The organism is Tenacibaculum ascidiaceicola (assembly GCF_047470925.1).
Classification (GTDB): Bacteria; Bacteroidota; Bacteroidia; order Flavobacteriales; family Flavobacteriaceae; genus Polaribacter; species Polaribacter discolor.
Genome location: NZ_JAZKJP010000012.1, coordinates 119197 through 132333 on the forward strand (window position 1 = coordinate 119197; position 13137 = coordinate 132333).

Here is a 13137-nt window from a genome sequence, read left to right on the forward strand (position 1 = left end):
TCAGTCTTCCTTAAATTTCTCTATCTGCGTTATTCTTTTTTAATGCCAATCGATATTCAGCCAATACTACCTTAACATCATCTTTCATTTTATTGTTTAATTCAGCTACAGACTTCATATTATAACCAAACAATTTACCTCCTGCACTATCCTCATCATCTGTTCTTCCTCTTAAACTCCCACTTTTATCAATTATAAAAGCCTTTGAAGAATGTAAGTTTTTATCTAATGACTGATTTGTTTTAAAACTATCGTACAATACTTCAATTTCTGCTTCACTTGCATAGATAAAGTTCCATTTTATCATGTTTGTAAAAGCTCCTATTTCTTTCTGAAGTTTTTCTACATCTTCCTTAGATTCATTTGAAGCAATAACAATTAACTGGAAATCTTTAAATCCATAAAATGGTTTGTAAATTTTTTCATTAAGGTTAAATAACTCTCCCTTTGCCTCTTCTATACTACTTCCTAAAAAGGTTACAATTGATATTCTTTTATCAAACTGATGTTTTTTACTTATTGAAGAAACATCAATTACATTTTCTGTAAGTACAGGTAACTTTGCAAAGTTATTAATTCCTAATGATAAAAATATATAAAACAATAATGGCACAATAAACAGTGCAAATAATACTATATTTCTTTTTGTTTTATCCATTTTATTATAAATTTAAGTATAAAAAAAGGTGGTTATAACACCACCTTTAATTTTTATTTTATATGATTACCATTTTACTAATGGTGCTAATGTATCGTATAAGTAACCACCTTCTATTAATACTAAGGTTACTAAGTAACATATTAGGAAAACAGCTGTCCAAACGATAGCACGTCTAAACCAAGGTTTTTCTCCTTCTAAGTGCATAAAAGCCCATGCAATGTAGTATGCTTTTACAATTGTTAAGATAATGAATATCCAGTTTAACCAACTAGTACCCCATCCATGTAAGTGTAAACCTGCTGGTTTTACAATACCTAAAGCTACCTCTACTGTTGTTACTATTGTTAAGATTGCTAAAACAATCCAAATTCTTTTTGTATTTGATTCGTGTGCGTGACCCATTTTTACTATTGTTTTTTGATTATACTAAGTAGAAGAAGGTAAATACAAATACCCAAACTAAATCTACAAAGTGCCAATATAAACCTACTTTTTCTACCATTTCGTAGTGCCCTCTACGCTCATACGTACCTAACACAACATTAAAGAAAATGATAATATTGATTACAATTCCTGAGAATACGTGGAATCCGTGGAATCCTGTAATAAAGAAAAAGAAATCTGCAAAAATTGGATTACCATATTCGTTTACGTGTAAGTTTGCCCCTTCAACAACCATTTTAGCCTTTCCTAAATGAGCTAAACTCTCTTCTCTAGATAAGATTATTTTTTGTTTGGTTTCAGGATTAACTTTTTCAATTCTGATTAATAAAGATGGATCAGCTTTAAAAGCTTCCTGTACTTGAGCTACTGAATATTGAGAAATTGTTGCTTCTTTTTCAAACCACAATCCATTTTCTCTTTGATGTTGAACTCTTTCATCTTTTCTATCATTATGAACAAAATCTGCTAAAGCAATTTGATGACCATCTTTTACAAATTGTAAAATATGGTTATCTGTAGTTTTAACAGCTCCATAAGAACCATTGATAAAGTTTTTCCATTCCCAAGCTTGAGATCCAACGAAAATCAAACCGAAAACTATAGTAGCAAACATATACCAAGCTACCTTTTTTTGTTGCATTTTATGACCTGCATCTACCGCTAACACCATAGTTACCGATGATACAATTAATATAAATGTCATTAATGCTACGTAGTACATCGGTGCGTGTACACCATGCAATCCTGGAAAGTGTGTAAATACTTCATCAGCAATAGGCCAAGAATCGATAAACTTAAAACGTGTTAAACCATACGCTGCTAAAAAGCCCGAAAAAGTTAATGCATCTGATACGATGAAAAACCACATCATCATTTTACCATAACTAGCGCCAAATGGTTTTACACCACCTCCGCTCCAGGTCTCTTTGTTGTCAGAATTTACAGCAATATTTGCTCCCATAAATCTCTTATTGTTAATTTTTGTTAAATCAGTGCGCCAAAATTACGCATTTTTCATCATCTAATAAAATAGAAAAAGAAAAATAGATAAATCCACAGTACATCAACGAAATGCCAAAAGATTGCACCGAGTTCAAACCCAAGCATATCGGCTGAAGAATACTTCTTTTTAAAATGATTATAAATAACGACTAAAAGCACTATTACACCTGCTAATAGGTGTAAAATATGCATAAATGTAATTCCTATAATAAACGATGTAGACACCGTACTTTCAGGTCCTGTAAAATAAAGTCCCACAGCCTTCAACTCATTAAAGCCTACATATTGATACCATACAAAACCTAAACCTAAGACTAAAGTTATTAGTAATAAAGTAAACGAAGCTTGTATATTATCCTTTTTTAATAATTTTTGAGAAAAGAACAATGTTATACTACTCAACACTATTAATACCGTACTAATATAAAACGCTTGGGGTAAATCAAACGTTACCCAATCTTCACGATTCATACTAACTACATAAGCACTTGTTAACCCTGCAAAAAACATCACCATGCTAATCATGGAAATCCATAACATTGGTTTTGCCGATTTACGTTTTGCTACTTTTAATTCTTCTTGTAACGTTTGTTCACTCATTAGTGTAAAAATTTATCTACCACATATATTATGGGTACTATTGTAATATAAAAAACACTTGCCAGCATTAACTTTCTTGCATCAATGTTTTTTTCTGTTTTATATAATTGAATTGCATAGTACAACATTAACAACCCTAATAATAAAATAACAACTGCTGTTAATGGATATATATAAAAGTTCCCAGTTACTTTTAACACAGGTGCTATTGACATTAAAATCATAATACAGGTATAGAAAATAATTTGCACTACTGCTCCTTTGTCTTTTTTATCCATAGGAAGCATGTGTAAACCTGCTTTATTATACTCTTCAAACTGTAACCAACCTATTGCCCAAAAATGTGGAAATTGCCAAAAAAACTGGATCATAAATAAGAATCCTGCTTCAATACCAAATTTACCTGTTGCAGCTACCCAACCTAACATAAAAGGAATAGCACCAGGAATGGCTCCTACAAAAACAGCTAAAGGTGTTACTGCTTTTAACGGTGTGTAAGCACTCGTATATAAAAAAATAGAAATCGCTCCAAACAAAGCACATTTCGGGTTAATCGCATATAGTATAGCTATACCAGCAATAGTAAAAATAGTAGCAATAATTAATGCTGTAGTTGTAGACATTCTTCCTGAAGGTAACGGACGGTTTTTTGTGCGTTGCATTACAGCGTCAATATCCTTTTCTATTACTTGATTAAAAGCATTTGATGCTCCAACCATTAAGTAACCTCCTAAAGCTAATAAAACTATTGTAGTATAATTAATCGATTCTGCTCCTAATAAATATCCTGTAACAGAAGTAAAGACCACACTAATTGACAACCCAACTTTCGTTAACTGTTTAAAGTCTTTAACTATTGATTTTATGGAAGTTTTAGTATGTACAGATGAAACAGAATCCACTTCTAATTTTAAAAAATTTCTGCAAAGATATTCCATTCTTATTGAACCACAATAAATTTTTATTGGAATTAAAATTGAAAAAAATTAAAAACTGCTTTGTAATTAAAAAAATGGTGTTATATTTGCACCCGCATTCGCAGTAATGCACGTTCATTAAAATAAAAAATGACTACGCGAAAGTAGCTCAGGGGTAGAGCATCACCTTGCCAAGGTGAGGGTCGCGGGTTCAAATCCCGTCTTTCGCTCAAGCCTTTTTATAAAAGAGTATGCTGAAGTGGTGGAATTGGTAGACACGTTGGACTTAAAATCCAATGAGCCGTAATGCTCGTGCGGGTTCAAGTCCCGCCTTCAGTACCAAGAAACCTCACTTGTATGAGTGAGGTTTCATTTTAAAAAAGTAGTCATTAATAAAGCACATACGCTGAAGTGGTGGAATTGGTAGACACGTTGGACTTAAAATCCAATGGGCCGTAATGCCCGTGCGGGTTCAAGTCCCGCCTTCAGTACAAAAGCCTTAACATTTATTTGTCAAGGCTTTTTTTGTATCTAAACTTTTTGAAATATTCTTTGTAATGTATCTTTCATACACACGTCTAAACTTCAAAATCGACATCATGCGAAAGATATTTTTACTTTGTAGTCTTACTTTTTTCTTACATACCTCTGCACAAACTAGTGTTTTTGATACACTATTAAAAGACCATGTAGACTCCAATGGAAATGTAAATTATAAAGATTTTAAAGCAGACGAGGCACAACTTCAAACCTATTTAAATTATTTAGCCGTAACAAAACCTCAAAAATCTTGGTCAACTGCTAAAACCAAAGCCTTTTGGGCTAACGCTTATAATGCTTATACTATTCAATTGATTTTAGACAACTATCCATTAAAAAGCATCATGAACATAAAAAAGAAAGGAAAAGATGCTTGGAATATCCCTTTTGCTAAAGTTGGCGGTACAACATATACCCTAAATCAAATAGAACACGAAATACTTCGCAAAAAATATAACGACCCTAAAATTCATGTCGCTGTAAACTGTGCTTCAAAGTCTTGCCCTAAATTGGCAAACTATGCTTTTACAGAAGATAATTACGAGACAAAAACAGGAGTACTAATGCAAAATTTTGTGAATGACCCTTCTAGGAATAAAATTTCCAAAAACAAGGTGCAGCTCTCTAAAATATTCGAATGGTTCAATGGAGACTTTACTAAAAAAGGTGATTTAATAGACTTCTTGAATCAATATTCAAATGTAAAAATCAATAAAAAAGCTAAGATTGGCTATTTAGAATATAACTGGTCTTTAAATGGAAGGTAGTATCTCTACAATTTGGTATTTTTACTTTTTATTGGCACCGCCAAAGGGTAAAACATCCTAGAAGCTTGCCTCGAAATTAAAGTCAGTATTAATAAATGCCTCGTGTCCTTGCTCTGAGGTAGTTTACTAAAAATAAAAAACATGTCTAAAACATATTACGACCCTGCCGACTTACGTAAGTTTGGTAAAATAACAGAATGGAGCGAAGAATTAGGAAACAAATTCTTTGATTATTACGGAAAAGTTTTTGAAGAAGGTGCTTTAACCGCACGTGAAAAAAGCTTAATTGCTTTGGCCGTTGCACATACTGAACAATGTCCTTATTGTATTGATGCTTATACTAAAGACGGATTACAACGCGGAATTACCAAAGACGAAATGATGGAAGCAATTCATGTAGGAGCTGCCATTAAAAGCGGAGCAACCTTAGTACACGGAGTTCAAATGATGAACAAAGTCAATAAATTAGAAATGTAAGCAGAGAACCAATTTTGAAAATCAAAATTGTGTGAATCGCTTATCCCAACTTTTGATGGGATCTCATTATTAAAACAATAGAAATGAGCAGCTGAAATAAGTTCAGCTTTACAGGAAGGATAATGAAAAAATCTTTAAAATCTAGAAACAACGATTTAGCAAACACGCAACGCCAGCTTGAAATCTTATCAAACGGAGTTTTTGCTGATGGCGAGTTACCTACGTTTGCCAAAAAAATAAAAGAAACCAATCAGTTTCCATTACGTCCTAAAAAATTAGAAATTCTTCAAATTAATTTAGGATACATGTGTAATCAAGTTTGTGCACATTGTCATGTAGATGCAGGTCCTGATCGAAAAGAAATCATGACCAAAGAAACTATGGAGCAATGTTTAGAAGTGATTCGAAAAACAGGAGCACACACGTTAGATTTAACGGGTGGCGCACCAGAAATGAATCCAAATTTTCGTTGGTTTGTAGAAGAAGCATCTAAAGCAGGAATTAAAGATTTTATTGTGCGCTCTAACTTAACAATCATCAGAGCGAATAAAAAATATCACGACTTACCTGAATTCTTCAAAAAACATAACGTACATGTGGTTTCTTCTATGCCACATTGGACTCGTGGAAAAACTGACAAACAACGTGGTGATGGTGTTTTTGATAAATCAATAGAAGCTTTAAAAATGCTAAATGCTGTGGGTTATGGAATTGAAGGAACTGGTTTACAACTAGATTTAGTCTACAATCCGTCAGGAGCTTTCTTACCAGGAGATCAGGTTGCCTTAGAAAACGATTTTAAAAAAGCCTTAGATGAAGATTTCGGAATCTCATTCAACAGTTTATTTGCTATTACTAATTTACCTATCAGTCGATTTTTAGATTACTTAATTGCTTCTGAAAATTATGAAGACTATATGTATTCATTAGTAGAAGCCTATAATCCAATGGCTGTAGAAAATGTCATGTGTACCAATACACTATCGGTAAGTTGGGACGGATATTTATATGATTGCGATTTCAATCAAATGTTAAATCTGAAAGTAGCAAGCAAATCACAACACATTTCTGAATACAACGAAGCATTGTTACAAAACAGGAATATTATTATCAATCAACACTGTTATGGTTGTACCGCTGGTGCAGGAAGTAGTTGTCAAGGTACAGTAGCATAGTTTAATGAATTAATAAAAAAATGTAGTAATGTAAAATAATGTCACATCGAGTGATTTTTCTGATATTTTGGAAGAAAAATTGTATCGAGATGTAATCACTTTAATTCTCTATAGATTTCATCAAACACCTTTGAATATCTTTAAACATGAAGAACCTCATCTTTCTCATCTTTTTAATATCCGTAAATTCTTTTTCTCAAAAGAACCTACATCAATTATTGAAAAAATATAATACTGAAAGTGTTCCCTATATATCTATTAGTGAACTACAAAAAGAAAAGGAAGTTGTTTTATTAGATGCTAGAGAACCCAAAGAATTTGAAGTTAGTCATCTTAAAAATGCGATGTGTGTTGGCTATGATTTTTTTAACTTAGAACACACCTTAGCAACACTTCCTAAGAACAAAAACACCAAAATTGTGGTGTATTGCTCTTTAGGAATTCGTTCAGAAGACATTGCCGAAAAGTTACAGAAAGAAGGTTTTACCAACATTTTTAACCTATATGGTGGCATTTTTGAATGGAAAAACCAAGGAAACATAACCGTTAATCTACAAAACAATCCTACAGAAAAAATCCATGCCTTCAATAAAGAATGGAGCAAATGGTTACATAAAGGAGAAAAGATTTATGAGTAAAAACTTATTATTAATCTTTACCAGAAACCCTGAATTAGGTAAAGTAAAAACACGTTTAGCTAAAACAATTGGAGACGAAGCTGCATTAGATATTTATAAATTCTTATTAGAACACACAAAACAAGTCACCCAAAATTTATCTTGTGACAAAGCTGTGTACTACTCAGTAAAAGTTCGTGAAAATGATATTTGGGATGCTTCAGTATATCAAAAGCACCTACAAGATGGAAACGATTTAGGTATACGAATGCACAATGCCTTTCAACAAGCATTTTCTACTGGATATGAAAAAGTAGTGATTATTGGTAGCGATTTGCCCGATTTAACTTCCGAACACATCAATAAAACTTTTGAAAAACTCAACTCAAACGATGTTGTTATGGGTCCTGCTGAAGATGGCGGTTATTACCTATTAGGCATGAAAAAACTTCATGCAAACATTTTTCAACATAAAGACTGGGGAACCCCAACTGTTAGAAAAGATACGTTGAACGATTTACAAAACGAATCAGTACATTTGTTGGGAACCTTAAATGATGTAGATGTTTTTGACGACATCAAAAACAACCCAACATTCAATCAATTCTTAAACTAACCGTCATTACGAGGGAGTATACGACCGAAGTAATCTGTCTATCTCGAAGTCATAACTTAAAGATTGCTTCGCTTTAGTCTATCTTGAGCGACAGTCGAAAGGCTCGCAATGACAAACACGATATTAAAATGCAAAAAAAACAACAACTACAAGAAACACAAGAATTTCTTCAACATAAAGGAATTACCAACCCAGAAATAGGAATTGTTTTAGGAACAGGTTTAGGAAAATTAGTAGATGAAATAACCATTGAACATGAAGTACCATATGCTGATATTCCGCACTTTCCACAAGCAACTGTAGAATTTCACTCTGGAAAGTTAATTTACGGAACCCTATCGGGTAAAAAAGTGGTGGTTATGTCTGGGCGTTTCCATATGTATGAAGGATATAATTTATGGGAAGTAACCTATGGTATTAGAACCATGCACGCATTAGGTATTAGAACTTTGTTAGTTTCTAATGCTGCAGGCGCTATCAACCTTTCTTATAAAAAAGGAGATCTAATGCTATTGGAAGATCACTTGAATTTACAAGGAGGTTCTCCCCTAGCCTTTAAAGGAGCAAACGAGTTTGGGAATATTTTTGCTGACATGTTAGAACCGTATTCAAAAAAATTGAACACTCAAATGAAAGCTATTGCTAAAACTAACGACTTAGACCTGAAAGAAGGAGTATATGCAAGTGTTGTAGGTCCGCAATTGGAAACTAGAGCTGAGTATAGAATGTTACAAATTTTAGAAGTAGATGCGGTAGGAATGAGTACCGTACCTGAAGTGATTGTAGCAAAACAACTCAACATTCCGTGTGCAGCCGTTTCGGTATTAACCGATGAGTGTGACCCAAAAAACTTACAACCTGTAGATATTACCGAAATCATTGAAGTTGCTGGAAAAGCAGAACCAAAAATGATTACGCTTTTTAAAGAATTGATTACTAATTTATAGAAGCAAGACTATTAGACTCAAGAACCAAGACAAACAATACAAGTCTTTATTCTTTTATCTAACAGCGAAGCGGTCTTTAATCTTAAAAATATGAGTTACTTAGAAACCACTAAAGATGTATATAAAGAAGCAGCCTTAACTCCAGATGTTGGTTTATGCTGTACAACAAATCCTATTTGGGAATTACCTGGATTAAAAATTCCGAAAATTATGCAAGAAATGAACTACGGATGTGGTTCTACCGTGCATGCGCGCGACTTAACCAACAACCCTAAAATACTCTATGTAGGTGTTGGTGGCGGTATGGAATTATTACAATTTGCGTATTTCTCACGTCAAAAAAGCGGTGTGATTGGAATCGATGTGGTAGATGAAATGTTAGAAGCTTCTGAAAAGAATTTCGTTGAAGCAGAAGCTCAAAATCCTTGGTTTAAAAGTGAGTTTGTTGATTTACGAAAAGGAGATGCGTTACACTTGCCTGTAGAAGATAATTCGATTGATGTGGCTGCTCAAAACTGTTTATTCAACATTTTTAAAGCAGAAGAACTAAAGAAAGCCATTGCTGAAATGTACCGCGTATTGAAGCCTCACGGACGTTTGGTTATGAGCGATCCTACCTGTGAGCAACCGATGAACGAAACGCTACGTAACGACGAACGTTTGCGTGCCTTATGCTTAAGTGGAAGTTTGCCTATTGCTGAATATGTTAAAATGTTGACTGATGCTGGTTTTGGAACCATTGAAATAAGAGCTCGTAAACCCTATCGAATTTTAGACCCTAAAAATTACCCTACCGAAGAATTGATTTATATTGAATCAATTGAGGTAGCAGCGATTAAAGATCCGATGCCTGCTGACGGACCTTGTATTTTTACCGGAAAAGCTGCCATTTACTTTGGTGATGAAGACTATTTTGATGATGGCGCAGGACACACCTTATTAAAAAACCAACCGTTGGCGATTTGCGATAAAACAGCAGCAGCTTTAAAAGCGCTAGGAAGAGACGATATATTTTTCTCAGAATCTACCTATCATTACGATGGTGGTGGATGTTGTTAAAAGTAAATTTGACACCCTAATTAATTACCTTAACCACAAATAAAATGAAATCCTTAATTTTTATTTTCTTTATTACATCAATTATTCTAAACATTCACAACAAAGAAGTTATACACATCCCTGACAGAAACCTTAAATCTTTTTTATTATCAAATACTCAGATAAACTTAAATGGAGACAGTGAAATACAACTAACTGAAGCTGAAAATTTTAACGGTAAAATAGTTTGCCGTAATAAAGGAATAAAAGATTTAACTGGAATTGAGTTTTTTCCAAACCTTAAACATTTGGATATATCTTTTAATGAGTTAGAAAAAATTAATTTATCTAAAAATAATTTTCTTAGAACTTTTAATTGCTCTGGAAATAGAATTACTTCAATAAGTATTTCTAAAAATCATAACTTAACATATTTAAACTGCTCTCAAAATAAATTAACAGAATTAAACTTATCTACTACACCTAATTTAACTAAACTGTATTGTTCAGAAAATTTGCTAAAAAGTTTAGATATTACTTCTAATCTTAAACTTAAGATTGTCACATGTTCTATGAATAAAATAGAAAAACTAGACATATTTAACAATACTAAACTAGAAGTTTTAGAATGTCACCAAAACAAACTAAATTCTATAAATTTAAGTAAAAATCTAACCTTAAAATCTTTAAGCTGTGGATACAACCCTTTATACAACTTAGAAATCAAAAATAATTTAAATTTAGAATATCTTTATTGTGATAAAAATCAATTAACTAGCTTGGATTTATCAAAAAATTTATTACTAAAAACTCTTTATTGTACCGAAAACTTTCTGGAACAATTAGACTTATCGAAAAACAAAAAATTAGAAACTGTGATTTGTTCAAAAAACAATTTAGAAAAGATTAATTTAAAAAATGGTAATAACACTAAACTGGAAATTTTCAAATTCTTTAACAATCCATCTTTAAATTGTATACAAGTAGATAACAAAGATTTTGCTAAAAACAGGAATAAAGCCTTTTGGGGAGGTCGTCACCCCAATAACCCAAAAGAGATCTTCAAAATAATATGTTTATAAAATTTAAATTTATCAGGTAAACATAATAACTCCTCCCACAATTTTACCAACTAGCGTTCGTTTTAGTACAATGAAAACACTCAAAGAAATACTCCTTCAACTTAGAGAAAACAAAAAACTAACCCTTGTATTAAAATATATAATAGGACTAATACTATTTGGGGTTCTATCGGTTGCGCTTTTATTTTCCTTAGTGTATTTTGAAGTGTTTGGGAAGCTCCCAAATAAAGAAGAATTGACATCTATCATCAATGAAGAAGCTTCTTTAATTTATTCATCAGACGAGGTGATTATAGGTAAAATATTTGCTAAAAACAGAACCAATGTTCGACTAGAACAAATCCCAAGTCACTTAAAAGAAGCGTTAATAGCTACAGAAGATAAGCGTTTCTATTCACACAACGGATACGATGGTCAAAGTTATGCCCGCGTTTTCTTTAGAAGTATTTTACTACAAGATGCCTCAGGTGGTGGTGGTAGTACTATTACACAACAATTAATTAAAAACCTCTACGGAAGACAATATCATGGTTTTTTGAGCATGCCTATCAATAAAATTAAGGAACTCATCATCGCTAGTCGAATGGAAAATTTATATTCCAAAGATGAAATCTTATTGTTGTATTTGAATTCGGTTCCGTTTGGCGAAAATAATTTCGGAGTAGAATCGGCTGCTAATCGATTTTTTAATAAATCTGTTAACGAATTAAACATTGAAGAATCAGCTGTACTTGTGGGTATGTTAAAAGCCAACACTTATTACAACCCAAGGTTAAATCCAGAAAACGCAAAAAAACGTCGTAACACGGTGCTTCAATTAATGAACAACGAAGCGTATTTAAGCAATGAAGTTACCGATAGCTTACAAAAACTACCTATTACACTCAACTATCATAACCTTGATATAAATACAACAGCGGGTTATTTTACCTATCAAGTAAAGAAAAAAGCTGCTGAACTCATAAAAAAGAGCAATGAAGCTTCTAACAGCAACTATAACTTAGAAACAGACGGGTTAAAAATTCATACAACGTTGAATTACGATATTCAAAAGATTGCAGAAAAATCTGCTAAGGAGCAACTCATTGTCAAACAACAACAATTAGACAAAGAATTAGCTTCAAACAGGTTAAAAAATAGATGGCTACAAAAGCAACAATTCACAGAAAAAGATAAACAAAAGAGAACTATTCAACTTTTTGATTGGGACAGTACAAAAACCATTACCAGTAACAAAATTGACAGTCTTTGGTATTATGATAAAATGCTGAATGCATCTGTATTAGTTACAAATCCGAAGAATGGCGCAGTAATCAGTTGGGTAGGTGGAAATAATTTTAACACACTTCCTTTCGACATGGTATTGTCGCACCGTCAAATAGCTTCGGCATTTAAACCATTCTTGTATGCTACAGCGTTGGAAAATGGAATTTCTCCGTGTGATTATTTTGAAAACGAAGAAAAAACCTATCCAGAATACGATAACTGGAAGCCACAAAATGCCAATCATAGCACTACTCCCGATAAAAAAGTTGCCATGTGGTATGCCTTAATTAAATCGATGAACATTCCTAGTGTTAATCTATATTTTAAACTAGAAAAAGAGTGGCTAATTGACACTTGTGAAAAGTTACTGTTCCCAGAAATTACAGGCGATGCTCCTTCTATTGCTTTAGGAACGTTAGATTTATCCCTATTTGAAGCCACAAGAGCTTACGGTTCATTTGCTAATAATGGTGAAATGAACGACTTGTATATGATTAGCAAGATTACCGATAAAAAAGGGAATATCATATACGAAAGTGAAAAGCAAAAGACAGAAAGAGTATTTAAAGAAGAAAGTACACAAACGTTAACTACCATTTTACAACAAGCTGTAGAACAAGGAACAGGAGCTAGCATAAGAAACAGGTATAAAATTAAAAGTCCATTAGCCAGTAAAACAGGTACAGCTCAAAACTACACCAATGCTTGGTTTATGGCATACACCCCTAACATTGTTCTCGGAACTTGGGTAGGAACTTCTAAAAACGACATACATTTTACTAGTGGAAATGGTTCAGGTTCTTCATTAGCATTACCTATCATTGCCAATATTTTGAAGGAAATAGAAAATAATCCTGAATTAAGAAATAAATATTTAACCTCTTTTGAGATACCAGAAGAGGTTTCTTCCTCAATCGAATGTCCTCCATTTAGAGAAAAAGGAATTAAAGGTTTTTTCAACAGACTTTTTGGAAAGAAAAAGGAATAG

General features: G+C 32.8%; 14 protein-coding genes and 3 tRNA genes. 12 read left to right on the forward strand and 5 right to left on the reverse strand.

Features of this window, described 5'->3' with window-relative positions:
• Positions 1-10 precede the first annotated feature (10 nt).
• The 5 genes from VBY68_RS12580 to cyoE form a co-directional block, all read right to left on the reverse strand.
• Positions 11-658, reverse strand: coding sequence for a hypothetical protein (locus tag VBY68_RS12580; protein WP_121146601.1), 648 nt, complete (start codon positions 656-658; stop codon positions 11-13).
• A gap of 66 nt (positions 659-724) precedes the next feature.
• Positions 725-1063, reverse strand: a complete 339-nt coding sequence (locus tag VBY68_RS12585) for a cytochrome C oxidase subunit IV family protein (protein WP_099215117.1) — start codon at positions 1061-1063, stop codon at positions 725-727.
• 19 nt (positions 1064-1082) lie between these two features.
• Positions 1083-2066, reverse strand: coding sequence for a cytochrome c oxidase subunit 3 (locus tag VBY68_RS12590; RefSeq protein ID WP_099215116.1), 984 nt, complete (start codon positions 2064-2066; stop codon positions 1083-1085).
• Between the two features lie 56 nt (positions 2067-2122).
• Positions 2123-2707: a cytochrome c oxidase subunit 3 gene (locus VBY68_RS12595; RefSeq protein ID WP_099215115.1), complete on the reverse strand. Its 585-nt coding sequence runs from the start codon at positions 2705-2707 to the stop codon at positions 2123-2125.
• Complete coding sequence (gene cyoE, locus VBY68_RS12600; RefSeq protein WP_415269931.1) at positions 2707-3645, reverse strand: heme o synthase; 939 nt, start codon at positions 3643-3645, stop codon at positions 2707-2709. The genes VBY68_RS12595 and cyoE overlap by 1 nt, the downstream gene beginning before the upstream one ends.
• A 137-nt stretch (positions 3646-3782) precedes the next feature.
• On the opposite strand from cyoE, the gene VBY68_RS12605 reads away from it, so the two are divergent.
• The 12 genes from VBY68_RS12605 to VBY68_RS12660 all read left to right on the forward strand — a co-directional run bounded on the left by VBY68_RS12605 (position 3783) and on the right by VBY68_RS12660 (position 13137).
• A tRNA-Gly gene (locus tag VBY68_RS12605) sits at positions 3783-3854 on the forward strand.
• A gap of 23 nt (positions 3855-3877) precedes the next feature.
• Positions 3878-3966, forward strand: a tRNA-Leu gene (locus tag VBY68_RS12610).
• A gap of 63 nt (positions 3967-4029) precedes the next feature.
• Positions 4030-4115 (forward strand) — tRNA-Leu (locus VBY68_RS12615).
• A 108-nt stretch (positions 4116-4223) separates the two neighbouring features.
• On the forward strand, positions 4224-4931 hold the full coding sequence (locus VBY68_RS12620; protein WP_415269932.1) for a DUF547 domain-containing protein: 708 nt from the start codon (positions 4224-4226) through the stop codon (positions 4929-4931).
• A gap of 141 nt (positions 4932-5072) precedes the next feature.
• Positions 5073-5408: an arsenosugar biosynthesis-associated peroxidase-like protein gene (locus VBY68_RS12625; RefSeq protein ID WP_099215110.1), complete on the forward strand. Its 336-nt coding sequence runs from the start codon at positions 5073-5075 to the stop codon at positions 5406-5408.
• 119 nt (positions 5409-5527) lie between these two features.
• Positions 5528-6583 (forward strand): arsenosugar biosynthesis radical SAM (seleno)protein ArsS, encoded by a 1056-nt coding sequence (gene arsS / locus VBY68_RS12630; RefSeq protein WP_415270150.1) that lies wholly within the window; start codon positions 5528-5530, stop codon positions 6581-6583.
• Between the two features lie 146 nt (positions 6584-6729).
• Positions 6730-7221, forward strand: coding sequence for a rhodanese-like domain-containing protein (locus VBY68_RS12635; protein WP_415269933.1), 492 nt, complete (start codon positions 6730-6732; stop codon positions 7219-7221).
• Positions 7214-7816, forward strand: coding sequence for a TIGR04282 family arsenosugar biosynthesis glycosyltransferase (locus tag VBY68_RS12640; protein ID WP_415269934.1), 603 nt, complete (start codon positions 7214-7216; stop codon positions 7814-7816). Before VBY68_RS12635 ends, VBY68_RS12640 begins: the two co-directional genes overlap by 8 nt.
• Positions 7817-7944: 128 nt before the next feature.
• Positions 7945-8763: a purine-nucleoside phosphorylase gene (locus VBY68_RS12645; RefSeq protein WP_415269935.1), complete on the forward strand. Its 819-nt coding sequence runs from the start codon at positions 7945-7947 to the stop codon at positions 8761-8763.
• A gap of 90 nt (positions 8764-8853) precedes the next feature.
• Positions 8854-9822, forward strand: coding sequence for an arsenosugar biosynthesis arsenite methyltransferase ArsM (arsM, locus tag VBY68_RS12650; RefSeq protein WP_415269936.1), 969 nt, complete (start codon positions 8854-8856; stop codon positions 9820-9822).
• Positions 9823-9866: 44 nt separating this feature from the next.
• Complete coding sequence (locus VBY68_RS12655; RefSeq protein ID WP_415269937.1) at positions 9867-10883, forward strand: leucine-rich repeat domain-containing protein; 1017 nt, start codon at positions 9867-9869, stop codon at positions 10881-10883.
• Positions 10884-10953: 70 nt separating this feature from the next.
• Positions 10954-13137, forward strand: a complete 2184-nt coding sequence (locus tag VBY68_RS12660) for a transglycosylase domain-containing protein (RefSeq protein WP_415269938.1) — start codon at positions 10954-10956, stop codon at positions 13135-13137.